Raw genomic sequence first — 19,414 nt, 5'->3', positions numbered from 1 at the left:
TCATTGATATTTTTAGTAAGGAAGAAGGTATGATTGACTTAAATTCAAAGAAAATTATCCTAACTTTGATTGAAAAATCTTGTGATCAGGAGTATTTATTGAATTTATTGAATATAACTAAACGACAATTACATTATTCAATTTTAAAAATTAATGCATACCTCTCTTCAAATGAACAAAGTGTGGTTGTTCAAAATGCCCTGTATTACTCTTTGCCTGATAAAAGTAAAGCGTTTCTAATTAAGAATTTAATTAACGGAAAAATTGGCAAAAATTATATTTTTTCAACAGAGGAAAGACAAAAATATATTTTTTTAATGTTGCTCTATCACGTAAATACTTATCTTTCTTCATTACATTTTTTATCAGCATTAAATATTAGTAAAACAACTTTAAACAATGATATCAAACAGCTAGAACTTTTATTAAGTTCCGAAGATATTTTAATCACTTATACTAGAGAAAAAGGTTATTCGTTAGTTGGAGATGAATTATCGATCCGTAATTTTTTTCTAAAAAATTTACTCAAAGATTTATCCAATAATTTAGATGATACATTCCTATATGATCTTTTCTTAAACCAAGAGAAGGTTGACTACCTTGATATCAAAAACGATATCAATGAAATTATGCTAAAAAATGAAATTTTATTAGGTGAAAAGAGGAAAAAAGAATTTATCTATACAGTGATATTCCTATTGCCTAGAATGGCTAAAAAACTGGAATATATTCCTGTTATTTCAATGCCAAATAAAATCATAATAAAGTTGAAAGAGTATCATATATCATCAGAATTGCTGAAATTATATAAAATAGATGATAACACTTATGAAGTACAATACCTAACTTCTCTACTACTGGGCAATTCAGTTGGCAATCGTGATATAAAGACGGTAGATCAGGAGCTGATTTTAAATATTGTACAAATTATTCTATCGAGATTTGAGCAGCTTTTAGGCATAAAATTTGATAACAATGATGATATTTCGAAAAAACTCTATAGCCATTTTAGACCCGCGTATTACCGAATACTTTTTCGTTTGCCAATCATTAATCCAATTTTAGATAAAGTAAAAGAAGAGTTTAATAAACTATTTTTGATTGTAAAAGAAACCTTAAAAGTTATCTATCCGATCATTAATAATGATATTCCAGATGATGAAATATCTTTTTTAACCATCTATTTTGCGGCAATTCTAGACGAAAATAAAATATCAACTAATCAGCAAATCGTTGCCGTAATTATTTGTCAAAATGGTATTGGCAGTTCTTCAATTGTCTATAATAGATTAAAGTTTCTTTTCCCTGATTTTCTATTTTTAGGGCCAATGGAAACTGCAGAAGCCTTAGAGCTGACCAATTTTTTCGATATAATCTTTAGTACTGTAAATAATTTGGTTTTTTATAACCAAAATAAACCGTTTTTTATCGTATCGCCAATCATGTCCGATGAAGAAGAGTATTTATTGCTGGAGCGCGTTTATTCGCAAATTAACTCTTATTTGACCTATCCGAAGATAACTGACTTGATCGATATTTTTAAAAAATACGGTACAATTTCCAATGAAAATGGTATTAAAAAAGAGCTTTATCAGTATTTTTATAAAACAGATAAAAATACCACGATAGAAAATCAAAGTTTAGGCATTCGCCATTTGATCCAAGAAGATTTGATTCAAATAAATGTCTCTGCTAACGATTGGCAAAGTGCCTTATTTACAGCTGCATTGCCATTATTACAAAAGAACTATATCAACCGAAGTTACATAGAGAAAATTATTGAAAATGTTAATTCAAATAGAACAAGTTTTTTGATAACCAAAAATGTCTCTCTTGCTCATGCTAAACCAGAAGATGGTGTTAACTCTCTGTCGTTAAGTATAACGGTATTGAAAAAACCAATTATTTTTAAGAATGATAAAATTCCCACGCAATATATTTTTACTTTAGCAGCAGTTAATAAAACCAGCCATATTAACGCAATGTCAGAGCTGGTTGCTTTGCTTGAGATGCCCGATTTTTATGAAATATTAAACACTGCAACTCAAGCAAACGATATTCTGACATTTATAAGATCTCGATTTCCTTAAGTAATTCGATAAAAGTATGCTCCTCAACATTTTTTATAACTATTTAAGGGCGCTTTACTCTACAATAACTAAAAATATGCCCTAAATCATTTTTATATAGTGGGTAATATTGGATCAATGAACGATCGATATTTGTATTTAAAAGTTTAAAGTTAAGTTATTAAAGGATTCCGTTGCTATTCAAATTCTGTATTTTTTCTACGCCTCTCTCTGTTACGTAATTATCAAAATTCTATTAGCAATTATATGATTAATTTAGAGTATGCTATAAAAGTAGTTAAATAAGGACACATCAAGATGATATTGGATAATTAGGATTTATTTATGAGAATATTAGGTTATAGTTTTTCTCTTTTAGCAAAAGTAATATTATTATCTGGTTGTATTTATGGTGATATAGATAAGAGCATTCGATATTTTGTAACTACTGGGGCGACGAGATATTGTGAAGCTAATCATTATCCATATTGTGAAATTTATGCACAATGTTATAGAGATTTTTTAGAGCAAATGCCAGCAATGACATATTCTTTATCAGCGTTTTGGGGTATGTCTAGAGATTATCTTGATGATAACGAAGCCCCAAAAGAAATGGATAATATTTACGCTAAAATAAAAGATAATGAAAAAAGGTAGAGAAGATTTAAGTTTAAATGATAGTTATCTATTATTTCCGCATAATAGATGTTCATCGATTATTAATGCTAAACAATATGATATTAGCAATTATCAAGAAGCGATCGATAAATGGATAAAAAGCTATAAACTCTATAATGAATAAAATGTTTTAGGATTCTCTCAATACTGCTTTGAAAATAATAGATATAAATTAAATTGTAAAATTTTGCATATTTGTTGGCTAATAAAAATTAGGGAAATAACTGTTTTCATCCTTTCGGCAAAGGATGAAAATTTAAACGGAGATTAAAATGAATATATTAAGGTGTAAAATTGTTATTCTAGCACCATTGTTATTACTTAGTGCATGTAGTTCAAATCATGAAAAGTTAGAGGAAAAAGCTGGAATTGAGATTAAGGATAAATTGACTGAATCTTGTCAGGCTAACAATTATTCTTACTGTGAAATCTATAGCAAATGCTATATCAATATTTTCAATCAATTAAATAAAAGCGCACAATATACACTCGAATTACTATCTAATATCATGCCGGAATCGGAACAAAATACGTTTAATATGCAGAAAAATCCAATGGATATCATCTACTCTAAATTAAAAGATAGTGAAGAAAAGAGTGATAAAAATTCTATTTTCAATTATAGCGCTATGTTATATCCTCATAATCAATGCTCCTCAATAATTAATGCTAAATCATATGATATTACTCGTCATCATTATCATATTGATAAAATGTTGTACGAAAAGAAAAGCAAAATAATAATGAAAAATTTAGATATGTAATAGGAATTTTAATATAAAAAAGTATTAATATTATTTGAGTTGAACGCTTTAATTAGAAATCATTAACCAATCTAAAGCAACCAATGCTGGACGTTAGATTAATAATTGTGTTGATTATAATTACAGATCTTAAAAAAACTCCACAAAAATATCAAAAATTTGTTAGCAATTATACGATTAATTTAGAATATGCTATAAAAACAGTTAAATAAGGACATATCAAGATGATATTGGATAATTAGGATTTATTTATGAGAATATTAGGTTACAGTTTTTCTCTTTTAGCAACAGTAATATTATTATCTGGTTGTATTTATGGTGATATAGATAAGAGCATGCGATATTTTGTAACTACTGAAGCAACGAGATATTGTGAAGCTAATCATTATTCATATTGTGAAATTTATGCACAATGTTATAGAGATTTTTTAGAGCAAATGCCAGCAATGACATATTCTTTATCAGCGTTTTGGGGTATGTCTAGAGATTATCTTGATGATAACGAAGCCCCAAAAGAAATGGATAATATTTACGCTCAAATAAAAGATAATGAAAAAAAAGGTAGAGAAGATTTAAGTTTAGATTATAGTTATCTATTATTTCCGCATAATAGATGTTCATCGATTATTAATGCTAAACAATATGATATTAGCAATTATCAAGAAACGATCGATAAAGGGATAAAAAGCTATAAACTCTATAATGAATAAAATGTTTTAGGATTTTCTTAATACTGCTTTGAAAGTAATAGATATAAATTAAATTGTAAAATTTTGCATATTTGTTGGCTAATAAAAATATGCAAAATAACTGTTTTTATCCTTTGAATAAGATTCGTTTTCTTTAATCAATAATTATTCGATATTATTTAGCTCAATTATTGATAATATTTTCAGTAGATTCTAATTTATTATTCACATTCATCATTACTTGAATAGCTATAAAATTGAGTATGTTTACCTATTAGTTACCAAGAAGATTGGTAATTAAAGCAAAACTATCATTAATCATCGCATCATAAAGTGTTTTATCATCTTTGTAGACAACACTAATATTAAGTAATCCTTCTAATACTACCATTAATTGGTTAGTTAAAGTTATATGTAGTGGCGTTTGAGGGAGTTGTTGACTAATGAGTTGACGAATGAATTCTTTATGTTCAATTGCTAGTTGCTTGATAGCCTGATCATGATGAAGCTCTTCGCTTGCTCTTATAAATAAACAGCCATTAAAATTATCTTGCTTAAACCAAGTTAGGTGCCATTTGAATATCTGAATGATTGCATTATTTTGGTCGAGATCTTTAATCGCCGTGCTAAGATCTTGTTGAAAGCGCAAATTCCTTATCTTCAAAACCTCAAAAATTAAGTTATCTTTATTACCAAAATGTTTATATAGCGTTGTTTTAGAGCAACCTGATTGGTCTCGTATCTCATCAACACCGACATTAGCAAACCCTTTTTGATAAAAGAGTTGTTCAGCTGTATCCGCTATTAATTTAGGTGTTTTTTTCATTTTTGATCCAAATAGTTTGATATATGAACAGATCTGTACCAATATAAAAGTGTGCAAAGTTGTTCATTTCTCGGCGTTGTACATATATTTTACTCATTTAATAGGATAAAAGAATAATGAAATCATTTTTTTTCAGCAAGTAAAAGTTGCCACCAAAATCTAAAAATATTGAATTATTGCAAAATTTAGTTATTGATTTTGATTCTATAATATTCCTTATTATTTTTAGCCAATTTACACATTACACCATTTATGATGCACCTTTTGTAGCAAGTTATGTAATTTTATTGGCGTTATTTCAGCAGCCATTAGCCTAATCCAGAATTAGGCATTAATTACCGTTTTTGTTAAATTAGTTTTTTAAAATTAATTGGTTATAATACCATTCTAAAGTGTTGTTAGCTTTGGTCGGAGAACGTACATTAAGCTAGTTTGTAGGAGAGTTAATATAATAGGTAGTCTTATATTTCAATTGATAACTAGAGTCCTGTGGATGTAATTAAATTTAAGGTCTGATTAGTGAGCACGGCCAAAATATTGGACATTGCTCACCTCTATAATATTATTATTTAATTAATACAGTTTTTATTCTTCTGCATCAGATAAATTGTTTAATTTGGCCGGTTTTGAAAAAAGAATGATGATCAACTGAATTAAAAAACCGATTAAAACTGCAGAAATACAAGCATTAACACCTAAATTTGCACTTATGTACACACCTAAAGCAGCTCCCAAAGGCCGAGCTCCAAATGTAACTGTCATGATCACCGATGATACTTTAGCTATCATATTACTAGGTGTGACTAGTTGTCTTAGTGATACTGTTGATATAGTCCATATAATAGGCCCAAACCCGAAAAGGAAAAAAGCAATAAAAACTAGTGATTTGGAATGATATATAATGGTTAAGAACATCAAAATGGAGGCAATAAAAGCAGATATAGGTCCTAAAGTCAGTTGAAAACCAAAATTTATTTTTTTCGATATAATTTTGTATAAAAATGAGCCTATTAACATTCCTAAACCGATTAGACTTAATGAAGCTCCAACTTCAAAAGAAGTAAAGGATAGATTATTGATAACATAATAAGCAAAAATTGATAATAACAAGTATTGCGATAAATTAAATACAAAAGCCGTGATAGTTATTGGCATAAGATATTTATTTTTAACTAAAAAAATCAAACCATCACAAAGTTCTTGAAGTATATTTCTTCCAGATTTTTTTAAAAGTGGTTCCTTAGGTAAACATATCAGAAAAATAGCACTTACTATAGAGAGTAAAAAAGCTAAGATGAATGCTAACCCGCCAGATAAATAACTAGCAAGAATACCACCTAAAGCTGGCCCGGCAGTAAAAGCCACGCTTTTGGCAATTTCTATTGATCTATTGGCATTAATCAGTTGTTCTTTTATGATGAAAGATGCTACTAAAGCCGGACTTGCCACACTGTAAATAACTGTACCCATGGCTATAAAAAAACCAAATAATGCAATTTTATTGATTGATAGACTTCCAGAGAACGTCAAATAAAATAATAGAAATATAGCCGTTGCTCGAACTATTTCTATTAGGATCATTAGTTTTTTTCTTGATACTCTATCTGCAATTACTCCCATAGGAATAGAGAGTAATAGAAAAGGCAAAGTATTTATCATTTGTATAAAAGCTGTTTCAGCTGCTGAAGCATTCATAGATAACACAGCTATAATCGGCAGTACTGCTATTATTATTTGTTCGGAGAACTGCGCACATAAATTTGAATAAGAAATCTTATGAATTAGTAATTTATTCATCTTCTCTTCCCATTATTTTTTTATTTTTAACATTTTCCATTTGTCCTATTCCTTATTTGTACTCTATTGTTTATTTTTAGGTTATTGTAAAATTTGTTCAGCCTAAAAAATTTTATTTTCAGTTTTCATGTGCATTTCTGAATTGCAGTTTAGCTTTTCGTAGATATTTTATTTTTAATAACAATCAAACTTTATTGGTTCTGTCTTAATTCTTTTTGTTACTTTTGTATGAAGCTCACTTTGATTTTTACTTAGCTTATAGATGTTGAACCATCTGTTTTAGCTCCTTCCCAACCAATCATTGCGGCTTTGCGATCACATCCCCAATGATATTGTCCTAGTAATCCTGTTGATTTTATAACTCTATGGCAGGGAATTAAGAATGCTACCGGATTATCACCAATAGCCGAGCCAACCGCACGGCTAGCCTTTGGATTATTTATTTTGTCTGCTATGTTGCTATAGGTTGAGAGTTTTCCCATAGGGATAGTCAATAAAGCCTGCCATACCTTCAGTTGAAAATCGGTACCTTTGATATGTAACTTAATTTTATCTAGTCTTGACCAATCTTGTGTAAATACAAGGATTGCATTTTGTTGAATCTGATCTCTATGTTTTTGGAATTGAGCATTAGGATATTGGTCTTTTAATAATTTAAGTGATGACACTTCATCATTAACAAAAGCAATATAACAAATCCCCTTTGTTGTTGATGCAACGATGGTTTTTCCAAAAGGGCTTTCAACAAAACTATAGTTAATTGCTAAGTTTTCACCGCCATTTTTATACTCTCCTGGAGTCATACCTTCAATATCAATAAACAAATCATGTAAACGGCTTGTACTCGACAATCCCAACTCATAGGCGGTATCCAATAATGAGGCTTTTTCTTCTATTAGAAGTTTTTTAGCGTGAGTTATACTGATGTATCTTAGGAATTGTTTAGGACTAACACCTGCCCAGCTAGAAAACATGCGTTGAAAATGATAAGGACTTAAATGTACATGCTCTGCGGCTTGTACAAGTGTTGGTTGAGATTTATAGTTTTCATTCAAATATCCGATAGCTTTTCTTATTCGAGCAAAATCGATTTGTTCTTGTTTTTGCATCATGAATACTCCATTTCACCGAACTAAGGTTGCTACATAGAAAGTTATTATTTATTTGAATATTGACCGACTTGTTCTTACTCACGGAATAACAAACTTTATTCACAAAAAAACATGTGCGTCAAAACCTCAATTCGTAGTAGCTCCAAACTTTCTTCTTAAGTTTTTTCAATGTAAGTTACTTGAATTTCTTTATTAACATGTGCCTTATAACACTACTATCAACCAGTCTTAAATAAACATTTTTAGATAACTTTTTCATGCTTTCTTTATTTTAATTAATGATACATCTCATAATATTTAAAGTTTCAAAAATTAAAAATCCGAATCTTGCTATTAAAATAATTCATTTTGTAAAGAAAATAACGATCGCATTGGCTTATTTTTGATTATGTCTGTTTCAAGTAGATCCCCCACTAATTTCGGTGAATATTGATTATGTAGACGCTTATTAGCTTGTACATTTCTCTTTGAAGTGGTTGCATAACAATATATACATCCAAAAGAACAGGTATCATATGTTCCAATATCAATACTTTCTAAACATTGGCAGTTGTTTCGCTGATTTTTATCTTTCTTAGCCAATAATAAGCTGCCGGTTATCTTTTCAATACGTGTTTTATCGATACAAGCACCATGAGAAATATTGCAATTCAATAACTCAATTTCCTCGGCACATGTTTGTAAAATTAGTTGATTATCACTAGTAATTTCAGATAATGAACTGCAAAGATTTAATATGTCAACTACCTGTAATCGATTGATATCTTCTTTGATTAGTGATTGTCGTATGTGCGGATAATCATCAATAAAACTAATGATACAACTATCCGTGTAGCCGCGAAGAGAGGAAGCAATTTTATTAAAAAAATCGATGTGATAATCAATGGTATAATGTTTATTAATTAATATAGGATCATATCGCCAAATAACACGATCTTGTCCAACTTGCTCAGCTAATTGCTTGAATATAGCTATTCGTTTTTGCAAAGCAGGAAGATGTTTTTCAATGTCTGCTTCATAAGCTGTTAATGTAAACTGAAAATAAAAAGGATACTCAGAAAGCTTTACCAGTTTATTTAACATAGAAGATGGGTTTTTAGTCCAAAATACAATACAATCAACTATATCGGGTGATAGAAAAATGCGACTTAACTGCTTTGAATTCCTCGGATTAGGAACCAGTACAAAACCATCTTTTAGACGGTTAAAAAACCACGAAGAGTAAAAAGCAGGAATATCTGTTCGGCGGCTAGCACTAATAATCATAATTTATTTATTTTTCTTTCTTTTCATGGTTCGAATGATGATTTTTGTATTACAATCCACTTTCAAAGATTCAGTTATTTTTTGTAATGCTTTATTATAAGTCCAATCATCTAGTTGATTTTTCTGTAAGTATGCCATCGTTAACTTAGGTAACTCTCGGAAGTAGATAGAAATAGCCCATGCAACAGCCATCTTAACATAGTAATCATCGTTTTTGATTTGGTTGAACAAAGTAAATACTTTCTGCAAATATTCATCATTCACAAAATGAAAAAGCAACATGACGACAGCAAAGCGAATATCATATGGGGCATCTGATGCAAAATAGGGTTGTAGAAACTGCCATACAATCTCTTTTTCTGAGGCTTTAAACTTCAATCCACAACAAAAACTATCACAGATTGACCAATTATTAATTTTAGAAGTAAAGTGTTTCACATAACGTGAACGTTCATTCCATGGTAATTTTATTTCACCTATAATCATACCTTGTAACATCACTTCCTCGAAGTATAAGGGATCATCCATCGCAAGGTAGTATTCATAGTCGAGCTGTGCTATTTTTTTTGCTATTTTACGGAGTCTAGGTAATCTCACACCTAATAAATTATCAACATTGGGAATCAGCTTTGTAGCAAAGATTCGATAATTTTCTTCTGCTATTTTTTCAAGCTCTATGCGTATTTTTTCTCTCATAATAGGATTTTATAAATTCTATTATGTATTACAATCTGAATCTTGCTATTTGATAACTATATTCTTTATATTGTAAAAAATGTCTGCGTTTCGCTCAAAACTGACTATCAGATTTAATTTTTCTAATCAAGAATTACGTTAAAATTTCAAAATTAGATTATCTTTATTACCAAAATGTTTATATAGCGATGTTTTAGAGCAACCTGATTGGTCTCGTATCTCATCAACTCCGACATTAGCAAACCCTTTTTGATAAAAGAGTTGTTCGGCGGTATCCGCTATTAATTTAGGTGTTTTTTTCATTTTTGATCCAAAGAGTTTGATATATGAACAGATCTGTACTAATATAAAAGCGTACAAAGTTGTTCATTTTTGGTGTTGTACATATATTTTACTCATTTAATAGGATAAAAGAATAATGAAATCATTTATTTTCGGCAAGGAGAAATTGCCACTTAAACCGCAAAAAATTGAGTTGTTACAAAGCTTGATAGGTGGTTTTGTTAGTATATTGTTTCTTATTGGCCTAACGCAATTTACTGATAATGACTATATAATGGCTCCATTTGGAGCTAGTTGTGTAATTTTATTTGCGGTATCTTACTCGCCCTTAGCCCAACCAAGAAATGTCATCTTTGGTCATTTGATATCGGCTTTTGTTGGATTAGTGTTTCTTAAATTATTCGGTAACGATATAATTGTTGCTGCGTCAGCCGTGGGGGTTGCAATTGCCGCAATGCAATATTTTCGTTCTGTGCATCCGCCTGCAGGTGCTAATCCATTAGTTATTTTACTAACTGCAGATAAAATAGATTATGATTTTACTTTTCTTTTATTTCCGGTGTTGTCTGGTGCAGTAATATTAGTTGCTATTGCTTATATAATTAATAATCTTTTCAATAAAAAACATTGGCCTATTTACTGGTTGGCACTATTTAATAATAACAAGGAATCATAGTTTATTGATATAACTGCTATTAGCAAAAAAACAGCATACTATTCAATTTTAAACAATTTGGTTTGTTGATCTAAATAGGTAAGTAAATCTGGCATGCGATGTTTGCCTGCCATAGATTTAATATGATCTGCAGTTTTAGTTAACTCTATTCCTAATGACGTGACATATAAAGGCTTATTACTTTGGCCGCGAATCACTTCTATCACATATTGGCTATTATCAGCAAAGAACTTTTTAGCAACACCAATAATAGGTATCTTTTATCAAGAGTTTGATATAGATGACCACCTGAACCAAGTTCACCTTCATTTAAACGGACATAACCATCCACAATAATCGTCTCAATCGCAATGAAATCGACTTGATAAAATAGAGCTAATAACATGGTAAATCAAGTTGATAGAATTGCCTGATTGATATGGTGCAACTTTCGATTGGTAATCAGTGATAACGGATTTTATCTCCTTGATTCTGTCAGCAAACTGTTCAAATAAAATACCGACGGTTTTCGCTTTATCATCTAAATAGTAAATATCTATGACAAGTATCATATTTTTTTTAAATCCTTTTTAGAGTAAAATAGCAATGCTTTCATTTTATTGTCAAATCACCATTAGAAAATAATCTGTCTTTTGTTTCAAATAAATAAAAATTTAGCTAGTCCTTAATACATCTTGTTTAACTGTTACTTATTCGATTACACCATATTTAATTAATGTTGGTCATTGTGGTTGGATAGACACTAGGAGGTTAGAAATGTATTTACTCGAAATGGCTCCAAAATTTTTAGTTGCTCTTATTATTTTACTTATTTATGTCAAATTATCTGGTAAAAGCCAAATAGCGCCTATGTCGCAATTAGATCAAGTAGGGAGTATGGTTATTGGTGCATTAGTAGGAGGAACGTTACTTAATGCTAATGTCTCCGCGTGGGAGTCAGCTGGAGCAGTAGCGATTTGGGCGGGACTGCTTATTTTAGTTCGATTCATCAAATCTAAAAACTCAAAATTACGCGATGCCATCGACGGTGAACCGATACAATTAGTTAAAAATGGTCATCTGCTATCTGACAATTTTATTAAAGCGAATTTACCAGTTAGAGATTTCGAAACGTTAATTAATATTCAAGGTATTTGCGCATTTAGTGAATTAAAACAAGTTTGGTACGAATTAAATGGCTCTTTAACTATTATCAAAAAAGGCGATAAAGATATCGCGGTATTGGTGATTGAAAATGGGGCGATTAGTCAGGATAATCTTGAACAATTACATAAAAATGAAACTTGGCTTAAGCATGAAATTAAAAAACAAGGATATAAAGATATCAAAGATATTTTTTGTGCTGAATGGTTTGATGATAAATTATTAGTTTATCCCTATGATGAAGTGCGTAAAGCTGAACATGATAATAAAAAATAATTAATAACAGTAAACAATAATAAAGGGAGGGACCATTCTCTCCCTCCCATCAACAGATAGATTATCGAAGTTGACTATCTTTACTGCCACGACGGTTATATAAGATTGCCGACTTAGCCAATTGCTTATCCATTTCTTGTTGACAATTAACACAGTATTGTACGCCAGGCAAAGCAAGTTGTCTTGCTTTAGCAATTGCATCACCACATTCAACACAAAAATCAGTACTTGGTTTATCGTGTTTTAGTTGGCGTCTGGCAAGTTCAATAGCATCAATAATTGTGCTTTCAATTTGTTGGTTAACAGCATCATCAGATGCCCAGCCACTAGCCATTATTTCACCTCCTAAACAATTACATTAGATTAATAATATGGTGATTATTTGACCAGTTTCAAGTAATATAACCGCAAAGCTATCAAGCAAAAGTAAGTGTTGTGTTTTAAAATAAAGATCATTTCTATTAATATCATTTAATTGGAGGTTTTTATGCAACAATATGAACAAGCAACATTTGCCGGTGGTTGTTTTTGGTGTATGGTAAAACCTTTCGACAAATATGAAGGTGTGATTAGTGTGATTTCTGGGTATACGGGAGGCCACACAGTAAATCCAACTTATCAACAAGTTTGCCAAGGCAATACTGGCCATACTGAAGCTGTACAGATAACGTTTGACCCAACTATGATCAGCTATAAAAAATTACTGGAAATTTTTTGGCAACAAATTGATCCAACTGATTCACAAGGACAATTTGCTGATCGGGGAGATTCTTATCGACCGGTGATTTTTTATCATAATAAATTTCAACAGCAGCAAGCAATCGCATCTAAACAAACATTAGAAGAAAGTAAACGATTTAGTCATCCCATTAATGTTGCTATAGAGCCAGCAACAACATTTTATCCGGCAGAAGATTATCATCAAGATTACTATAAAAAACAACCAGAACATTATAACCGTTATTATCGCTTATCTGGACGATCCAATTTTATTGCTGACAATTGGCAAGATAAGCCTGCAACAAAAAGTGAGTAAGCAATGCAAAGTTATCCACAGTATAGCAATAAACAAAAATGGATCCATTGGTCATCAGCCTTGTTAATCGTGATTGTTACTTTATTGCTTTTAGCTAAAGTGACAATGTCGAATATTTTAGGTGGTATGCCAATTGTTTATTTATTGCATAAATCTTTGGGTGTTGTTGTTTTGCTATTAATGATATGGCGAATAATAGTAATTAGAGACCAAGGTGTACCTGATGTTTTACTTAAAGAACAAAAACTACAACGGATATTGTCTAAATCTACTCAAGGATTTATCTATATTTTACTGCTCGTTGCACCGCTATCTGGTTATTTGATGAGTGGCCGAGATCTAAATGTCTTTGGTCTAATATCTGTTCCGGCCATTGCTATGCCAAATTCGACACATCAAATGTTTCATTCAATGCATCTAATCAGTGCTTACATTTTAGCTATATTGGTTATTATTCATATATTAGGTGCGTTGTATCATTATTTTTGGCTTAAAGATAAAGTATTGCAATCGATGTTGAGCTGTAACGACTAATATCAACTTAAAATTGGTAATATTAATAGCATCTATAACGCAACGTGAGGCAGATAAATCATGAATAAATCAGTGAAAGATAAGGCTATAGCAGCATTAACACCTATGCAATATCATGTTACTCAACAAAATGGCACTGAGCCCCCATTTGACAACCAATACAATGCCAACTATCGGGAAGGTATCTATGTCGATATTGTCTCAGGGGAACCACTATTTACGTCATTAGATAAGTTTGATTCTGGCTGTGGTTGGCCCAGTTTTTCTAAACCAATTAATCAGCAACAAATTATAGAAAAAGAAGATAACAGTCACGGCATGAACCGGATAGAAGTGCGTTCATCAAAGGCTGACTCCCATCTTGGTCATGTCTTTACTGATGGCCCTGCAGGGTTAGGTGGATTACGTTATTGTATTAATTCAGCTGCGCTAAAATTTATCCCGAAAGAAGAACTTGAAACGCAAGGTTATGGTGAATATTTAAGGCTATTTAAATAAATTAATTTAATCGATCTTTTATCAAATTAATAGATGCTAAAAATAAAATTACCTGAATGAATTTCTACTCCTAATAAACAAATATATAAGTAAATCTGCTTATATTTACTGTGAACGTTTTGCTTGATTGATATGAAAGATAATATAGGCATATATCAGAGCATTGTATATGCCAATACCATTTTTAATGAGCAATGATAATTCTCATAAATATGCTAATTTTTACGCTTAAATAAAATATAACTAATTAATAAAAACACTAAGCTGGTTAGCATTGAACCTACAATAGGATAAATTCCCATTACAATACTGACTTGAGCAAAAAGATTATCGGCAATATAGAAAATAAATCCAAAACTAATACCAATAATCACTCTAACCCCCATCGAAACACTACGTAACGGGCCAAAAATGAAAGATAAAGCCAATAGTAACATCACCGCTACTGACACAGGTTTAATCAGCTTTTTCCAAAATAGTAGGTCATAATATTTGGTATCTTGCCCAGAATCCTTCAAATATTGCGAATATTGATATAAACCAGATGCGGATAGAGATTCTGGATCAAAGGCGACAATACTTAATTTATCGGGAGTAATATTGGTTTTCCATTGCATTGTCAACATATTGATGCCAGTTACTTGGTCGGAATTGTTTAAATCGTTTTTTTCAATTTCTGACAGAGTCCAAACTCCATTTTCAAATACACCATTATTAGCATGGGTGATCGAAAGAAGTTTATTTTTATCTACGCTATAAATATCAATATTCGATATTGAGCTGTCATTGTTAACATGACCAATATAGACATAGTCATTACCATCTTTAGCCCACAAACTCCCTTGCTGTGCTAATAAGGAATCACCATAAAGTTTTTCTGAACGCATATTGCGAGCGGTTTGTTCACTGATTGGGGCAACCCATTCACCAATAGCCATAGTTAAAATAACTAAAGGTAAGGCTGTTTTCATTACAGCTAAAGCAATTTTAAATCGGCTAAATCCAGATGTTTCCATGACAATGAGCTCACTGCGTGAGGCTAATATACCTAAACCGATTAAGCCACCCAGAAGTGCCGCCATGGGGAAGAATAATTCTAAATCTTTTGGCACCATAAGTAGAGAATAAAAACCAACAGAAACCGCATCATAATCCACTTTTATTCTTCTAAGTTGATCAATAAAACGAATAATTCCTGATAGACTAATTAATAAAAATAAACAAATCCCAATGGTATTTAAAATAGTTTTACCTATATAACGATCTAAAATCGAAAACATCGTTCACCCCTTATAATGCACTATATTTTAAACGAAGTTTACGCATAAATAAGTTATCCCAACAATTTAGAATTAAAGCTAAAATAAAATAACCTATATTAATGAGATAAAACCATAAAGCAGGATCTAATCGGCCTTTGCCCGCATTAGCTTTAACTGAGCTGGAAATTAAAAAATACACTAGATAAAGTAATAATGCTGGTAGAATTTGCGCTAATCTACCTTGCCGTGGGTTTGAAACACTTAATGGTATGACTAAAAAAGCCATCAAAGGAACTGAAATAATTAGCGTTAAGCGCCAATACAATTCAGCTTGGGCTTTTGCGGTAGAATTCTGGTGTAGTTCAAGTAACCCTAATTGTTGCACATCAGCTTTATCATCATCAACATTTGTATCTAACTCTTTAGGTTTTATGATGCCCAAATAGTTATGAAAATTCGATATACGAAAATCTTTTAACTGGGCAGTGCCTTCATAACGATTAGCATCTTCAAGGGTAATAATTTGATTACCATCGGCATCTTCTTCTGTTTTTCCTTTATTGGCAATAATGATAGAAGGGCGTTGATTATTTCTAGGATTGATCTGGGCAATAAACACATTGTCTAACTTATTGTTATCAACATTGCCAATATAAATGACTGAATTGCCATCCGGTGTTTGTTGAAATTGTCCTGCAAGTAGACCAGCTAAACTTGGATTAATTTTTGCGTTCTCAACTAATTGATCTTGTTTTACACTAGACCAAGGGCCAAACCAGAGACTATTAAGTGCAGTTAATGTACATGTCATTACACAAAGTAAAAATACGACTTGATAGTTAAGTCTTTTTTTTACGCCACAAGCATGCATCGCGACCATCTCGCTATCAGAATAAAGACGACCAAAGGTAACAAGCACACCTAAAAAAAGACTTAACGGCAAGATAAGGTCAGCCATATTTGATACACCTAACACCAATAATGGCATAATCAAATCTCGAGGAATGCTGCCATCAATTGCGCTGGATAAAACTCTGATTAATTTTTGAGAAAAGAAAATCAGCAATAATATAAATAATATTGCCCCTTGAGTTTTCATTGTCTCTTTAATTAAATATCGGCGAATTATCACATTATTACCTATCTATTCGTCTTATAAAATCTAACTATTATAATCCGATTTGTACTATTTCGTTATCTTTTTGTTGCTATCGTTTAATGAACCGATAAAATGTTATTATTCATATTCGATACTTTTTAAGAGAAACCTATGCAATACGCAATCAAAAACAACCTTGCTATAACTAAACAAAAAGAAGAATGTTTAGTTATTACTGTCCAATTAGGTAAATCACAATCTAATTTAATCAAAGAGATAGATGAAGAAAATAATGGTTTGATTAGTCAATTGATAAAATCAGGTGATATTAATTGTCAGTTAGGTAAAACTACATTTTTATATACATTGGCAAATTCAACCAAACAAAAAATATTAGTAGTGGGGTGTGGTGACGTAAAAAGTTTTGATTTAAATGCCGCCAAAAAAGTGATTCAAGCTACAATTAAAGAGCTTGCTAGCAAAAAAATTAACCACATATGTTGGGATATTTTGACCTTAAACTCAGCAATAAGTGGTGAAATTGCTAAGCAACTACCGCAAATTGTTAGCGAATTAACTTATTGTTTTGATGAGTTCAAATCAACAAAATCAGAACAACCGTGCTTACAAAAATTGACACTGCTTTATGGCGACAAAAAGACTGTCAACCAAGTTGAAGGCCAATTATCGCAAGGGCAAATTATTGCAAAAGCTATTAGTAGCACGAAAAATATAGCTAACATGCCATCGAATGTCTGTAATGCTAAATACTTAGCTGAACAAGGTAAAAGTTTAGGTCAACAACATACTAATTTAAAAGTCACCTGTTTTGGCGAAAAAGAATTAGCAAAACTCAACATGAATGCTTATTTAGCTGTAGGACGAGGATCTGCTAATGAATCAATTATGACTGTGATTGAATACCATGGCGCTAAAGACAAAAAAGCCCAACCTTATGTATTAGTCGGTAAAGGATTAACTTTCGATTCAGGCGGTATATCTATTAAACCTTCTGCTGGTATGGACGAAATGAAGTATGATATGTGTGGTGCGGCAACCGTGTTTGGCGTAATGCAAGCAGTAGCCGAGCTGAAATTACCAATCAATGTCATCGGTGTAATGGCTGGTTGTGAAAATATGCCTGATGGTAACGCTTATCGTCCAGGTGATATTTTAACGACCATGTCAGGTATTACTGTTGAAGTGATTAATACCGATGCTGAAGGCCGTTTAGTCTTAAGTGATACCTTAACTTATGTTGAACGTTTTAACCCCAAAACAGTCATTGATATTGCGACATTAACCGGTGCTTGTATTGTGGCTCTCGGTCACCATTACACTGGTGTAATGGGTAACAATCCACAATTGGTGGAACAACTTGTTACCTCATCAAATAAAGCTGGTGATAAGGCATGGTCTTTACCGATTGATAGTGATTTCCAAGATCAAATCAAATCGACTTGCGCTGATATTGTCAACGCTGGTGGTCGAGATGGCGGTACAATTACTGCTGCTTGTTTCTTATCACGCTTTACTGAAAAATATCAATGGGCACATCTTGATATAGCAGGTACAGCTTGGAAATCAGGTGCCAACAAAGGTGCAACTGGCCGACCAGTTGCGATGTTAATTCAATACTTACTTGATCAAAAATAAATAGATAAACATCATGAAAAAAGTGATTTTCTATTTACTGGAAAACTCAGCCCCAGCTAATGATGCTGGGGTATTATTTCAAGAAAAATTAGCCTGCGAAAAAATTGTCGAAGCATGGCACAGCAAACAGCGTGTGCTGGTTGCTTGCCAAGATCAAGCGCAAGCTGAGCGAATTGATGAATATTTATGGCAACTTGATACCGATGATTTTGTTCCACATAACTTAGCTGGTGAAGGTTTAAAAGGTGGATCGCCAGTTGAAATCTGCTGGCCACAAAAGCGCAGTAGTGGTGCACGACATTTATTAATAAATTTACAACAACAATTTCCAGAATTTGCCAGTGTTTATCGTGATATTATCGATTTCGTTCCTGTCGACGATCAACAAAAATCGTTGGCTAGAGAAAGATATAAAGCTTATAAAGAAGCCGGTTTTAATCTCAAAACTATTCCAATTACATGTCGATGATCAAAAGTGTCAAAAATTGACTTTAGCCAAACTAATTTATAGAAATATGATAAATAAAATATAAAAAAAACCAATGAAATACTTTTTATTTACTCCGACATAATCACCATATAGAACTAATCATCAAACAAAAAAAACGTCCGAAAAGCAAAGAACCAAAAAATTCGAGGAACGGGTTTTTTAACGCTATTATTTGATCCTTTAAAAGTCTAATATGCTAATAATATTTACAAAATTTAACAATTTAGCCTCAAAAAGTGGTTGCGAGGTTTTTTTGTGTCTTTATAATTTTAAATAGTTTTAAGTAGGCTTATCGATCTTTATTTAGTTAATCAAACTAACAATGGAAGATAAAATATCAAATTAAACATAAAGTTAATTGACAGGATGTCGAATATGCATTATAATTTTAAACACCAAACACCAAACACCAAACCTGCTCAACCTATAATTTAATTACAGCTAATTACCTCAATCCAAGTTTACTTTTTCACGATAATTTATATTTTCACAGAAAATCCAAGTTAATATCTAGTCTTAGTCCATATCCATTTAGTCAAAGAACAAAAAAAACAAAACGCTGTTT

General features: G+C 31.5%; 22 protein-coding genes. 12 read left to right on the top strand and 10 right to left on the bottom strand.

Features of this window, described 5'->3' with window-relative positions; translation table 11 throughout:
- Positions 1 to 29: 29 nt before the first annotated feature.
- The 5 genes from AC5LWZ_RS07980 to AC5LWZ_RS07960 all read left to right on the top strand — a co-directional run bounded on the left by AC5LWZ_RS07980 (position 30) and on the right by AC5LWZ_RS07960 (position 4,221).
- Positions 30 to 2,090: a BglG family transcription antiterminator gene (locus tag AC5LWZ_RS07980; protein ID WP_198200114.1), complete on the top strand. Its 2,061-nt coding sequence runs from the start codon at positions 30 to 32 to the stop codon at positions 2,088 to 2,090.
- A 324-nt stretch (positions 2,091 to 2,414) separates the two neighbouring features.
- Positions 2,415 to 2,726, top strand: coding sequence for a hypothetical protein (locus AC5LWZ_RS07975; protein WP_493463436.1), 312 nt, complete (start codon positions 2,415 to 2,417; stop codon positions 2,724 to 2,726).
- Complete coding sequence (locus AC5LWZ_RS07970; RefSeq protein WP_493463435.1) at positions 2,713 to 2,871, top strand: hypothetical protein; 159 nt, start codon at positions 2,713 to 2,715, stop codon at positions 2,869 to 2,871. The genes AC5LWZ_RS07975 and AC5LWZ_RS07970 overlap by 14 nt, the downstream gene beginning before the upstream one ends.
- A gap of 148 nt (positions 2,872 to 3,019) precedes the next feature.
- Complete coding sequence (locus AC5LWZ_RS07965) at positions 3,020 to 3,511, top strand: hypothetical protein (RefSeq protein ID WP_493463434.1); 492 nt, start codon at positions 3,020 to 3,022, stop codon at positions 3,509 to 3,511.
- Positions 3,512 to 3,762: 251 nt separating this feature from the next.
- Positions 3,763 to 4,221: a hypothetical protein gene (locus AC5LWZ_RS07960; RefSeq protein WP_493463433.1), complete on the top strand. Its 459-nt coding sequence runs from the start codon at positions 3,763 to 3,765 to the stop codon at positions 4,219 to 4,221.
- 253 nt (positions 4,222 to 4,474) lie between these two features.
- Here the strand turns inward: AC5LWZ_RS07960 and AC5LWZ_RS07955 are convergent, their stop codons facing one another.
- From AC5LWZ_RS07955 to AC5LWZ_RS07930, 6 genes are all read right to left on the bottom strand, one after another.
- Positions 4,475 to 5,026, bottom strand: a complete 552-nt coding sequence (locus AC5LWZ_RS07955; RefSeq protein ID WP_493463432.1) for a TetR/AcrR family transcriptional regulator — start codon at positions 5,024 to 5,026, stop codon at positions 4,475 to 4,477.
- Between the two features lie 585 nt (positions 5,027 to 5,611).
- Complete coding sequence (locus AC5LWZ_RS07950) at positions 5,612 to 6,823, bottom strand: MFS transporter (protein ID WP_198220414.1); 1,212 nt, start codon at positions 6,821 to 6,823, stop codon at positions 5,612 to 5,614.
- Positions 6,824 to 7,074: 251 nt separating this feature from the next.
- Positions 7,075 to 7,932 carry a methylated-DNA--[protein]-cysteine S-methyltransferase gene (locus AC5LWZ_RS07945; RefSeq protein WP_493464192.1) on the bottom strand — a complete coding sequence of 286 codons (858 nt, stop codon included), beginning with the start codon at positions 7,930 to 7,932 and terminating at the stop codon, positions 7,075 to 7,077.
- Positions 7,933 to 8,268: 336 nt separating this feature from the next.
- Positions 8,269 to 9,201 carry a DUF1848 domain-containing protein gene (locus tag AC5LWZ_RS07940; protein WP_493463431.1) on the bottom strand — a complete coding sequence of 311 codons (933 nt, stop codon included), beginning with the start codon at positions 9,199 to 9,201 and terminating at the stop codon, positions 8,269 to 8,271.
- Positions 9,202 to 9,204: 3 nt separating this feature from the next.
- On the bottom strand, positions 9,205 to 9,897 hold the full coding sequence (locus AC5LWZ_RS07935; protein WP_198247743.1) for a DNA alkylation repair protein: 693 nt from the start codon (positions 9,895 to 9,897) through the stop codon (positions 9,205 to 9,207).
- 138 nt (positions 9,898 to 10,035) lie between these two features.
- A complete protein-coding gene (locus tag AC5LWZ_RS07930; RefSeq protein ID WP_198247742.1) occupies positions 10,036 to 10,200 on the bottom strand; it encodes a TetR/AcrR family transcriptional regulator in 165 nt (54 codons plus the stop codon).
- 115 nt (positions 10,201 to 10,315) lie between these two features.
- Here AC5LWZ_RS07930 and AC5LWZ_RS07925 point away from each other — a divergent pair, with 115 nt between their 5' ends.
- Complete coding sequence (locus AC5LWZ_RS07925; protein WP_198247741.1) at positions 10,316 to 10,855, top strand: HPP family protein; 540 nt, start codon at positions 10,316 to 10,318, stop codon at positions 10,853 to 10,855.
- 341 nt (positions 10,856 to 11,196) lie between these two features.
- On the opposite strand, the gene AC5LWZ_RS07920 is transcribed toward AC5LWZ_RS07925, so the two are convergent.
- Positions 11,197 to 11,406 carry a hypothetical protein gene (locus AC5LWZ_RS07920; protein ID WP_493463430.1) on the bottom strand — a complete coding sequence of 70 codons (210 nt, stop codon included), beginning with the start codon at positions 11,404 to 11,406 and terminating at the stop codon, positions 11,197 to 11,199.
- Between the two features lie 205 nt (positions 11,407 to 11,611).
- Here AC5LWZ_RS07920 and AC5LWZ_RS07915 point away from each other — a divergent pair, with 205 nt between their 5' ends.
- The gene (locus tag AC5LWZ_RS07915; protein ID WP_144188008.1) at positions 11,612 to 12,274 is read left to right on the top strand and encodes a DUF421 domain-containing protein; all 663 of its coding nucleotides are present in this window, start codon (positions 11,612 to 11,614) and stop codon (positions 12,272 to 12,274) included.
- A gap of 61 nt (positions 12,275 to 12,335) precedes the next feature.
- On the opposite strand, the gene AC5LWZ_RS07910 is transcribed toward AC5LWZ_RS07915, so the two are convergent.
- The gene (locus AC5LWZ_RS07910; protein WP_110447727.1) at positions 12,336 to 12,608 is read right to left on the bottom strand and encodes a DksA/TraR family C4-type zinc finger protein; all 273 of its coding nucleotides are present in this window, start codon (positions 12,606 to 12,608) and stop codon (positions 12,336 to 12,338) included.
- Positions 12,609 to 12,761: 153 nt separating this feature from the next.
- Here AC5LWZ_RS07910 and msrA point away from each other — a divergent pair, with 153 nt between their 5' ends.
- The 3 genes from msrA to msrB are packed head-to-tail and all read left to right on the top strand — an operon-like array spanning position 12,762 to position 14,342.
- Positions 12,762 to 13,310 carry a peptide-methionine (S)-S-oxide reductase MsrA gene (gene msrA, locus AC5LWZ_RS07905; protein WP_493463429.1) on the top strand — a complete coding sequence of 183 codons (549 nt, stop codon included), beginning with the start codon at positions 12,762 to 12,764 and terminating at the stop codon, positions 13,308 to 13,310.
- Positions 13,311 to 13,313: 3 nt separating this feature from the next.
- On the top strand, positions 13,314 to 13,844 hold the full coding sequence (locus AC5LWZ_RS07900; protein WP_493463428.1) for a cytochrome b: 531 nt from the start codon (positions 13,314 to 13,316) through the stop codon (positions 13,842 to 13,844).
- 60 nt (positions 13,845 to 13,904) lie between these two features.
- Positions 13,905 to 14,342, top strand: a complete 438-nt coding sequence (gene msrB / locus AC5LWZ_RS07895) for a peptide-methionine (R)-S-oxide reductase MsrB (RefSeq protein ID WP_493463427.1) — start codon at positions 13,905 to 13,907, stop codon at positions 14,340 to 14,342.
- A 215-nt stretch (positions 14,343 to 14,557) separates the two neighbouring features.
- Here the strand turns inward: msrB and lptG are convergent, their stop codons facing one another.
- Positions 14,558 to 15,622: an LPS export ABC transporter permease LptG gene (gene lptG / locus AC5LWZ_RS07890; protein WP_493463426.1), complete on the bottom strand. Its 1,065-nt coding sequence runs from the start codon at positions 15,620 to 15,622 to the stop codon at positions 14,558 to 14,560.
- A gap of 10 nt (positions 15,623 to 15,632) precedes the next feature.
- Entirely contained in the window at positions 15,633 to 16,736 is a 1,104-nt protein-coding gene (gene lptF, locus AC5LWZ_RS07885; RefSeq protein ID WP_493463425.1) for an LPS export ABC transporter permease LptF, read from the bottom strand.
- A gap of 138 nt (positions 16,737 to 16,874) precedes the next feature.
- Here lptF and AC5LWZ_RS07880 point away from each other — a divergent pair, with 138 nt between their 5' ends.
- Positions 16,875 to 18,359, top strand: coding sequence for a leucyl aminopeptidase (locus AC5LWZ_RS07880; protein ID WP_493463424.1), 1,485 nt, complete (start codon positions 16,875 to 16,877; stop codon positions 18,357 to 18,359).
- A 13-nt stretch (positions 18,360 to 18,372) separates the two neighbouring features.
- Positions 18,373 to 18,828 (top strand): DNA polymerase III subunit chi, encoded by a 456-nt coding sequence (locus AC5LWZ_RS07875; protein ID WP_493463423.1) that lies wholly within the window; start codon positions 18,373 to 18,375, stop codon positions 18,826 to 18,828.
- Positions 18,829 to 19,414 lie beyond the last annotated feature (586 nt).

The sequence above is a fragment of the Gilliamella sp. LMG 34362 genome (genome assembly GCF_984569125.1).
The sequence above is the reverse complement of the archived record's forward strand: the minus strand, read 5'-3'. Positions and strand labels throughout refer to the sequence as shown.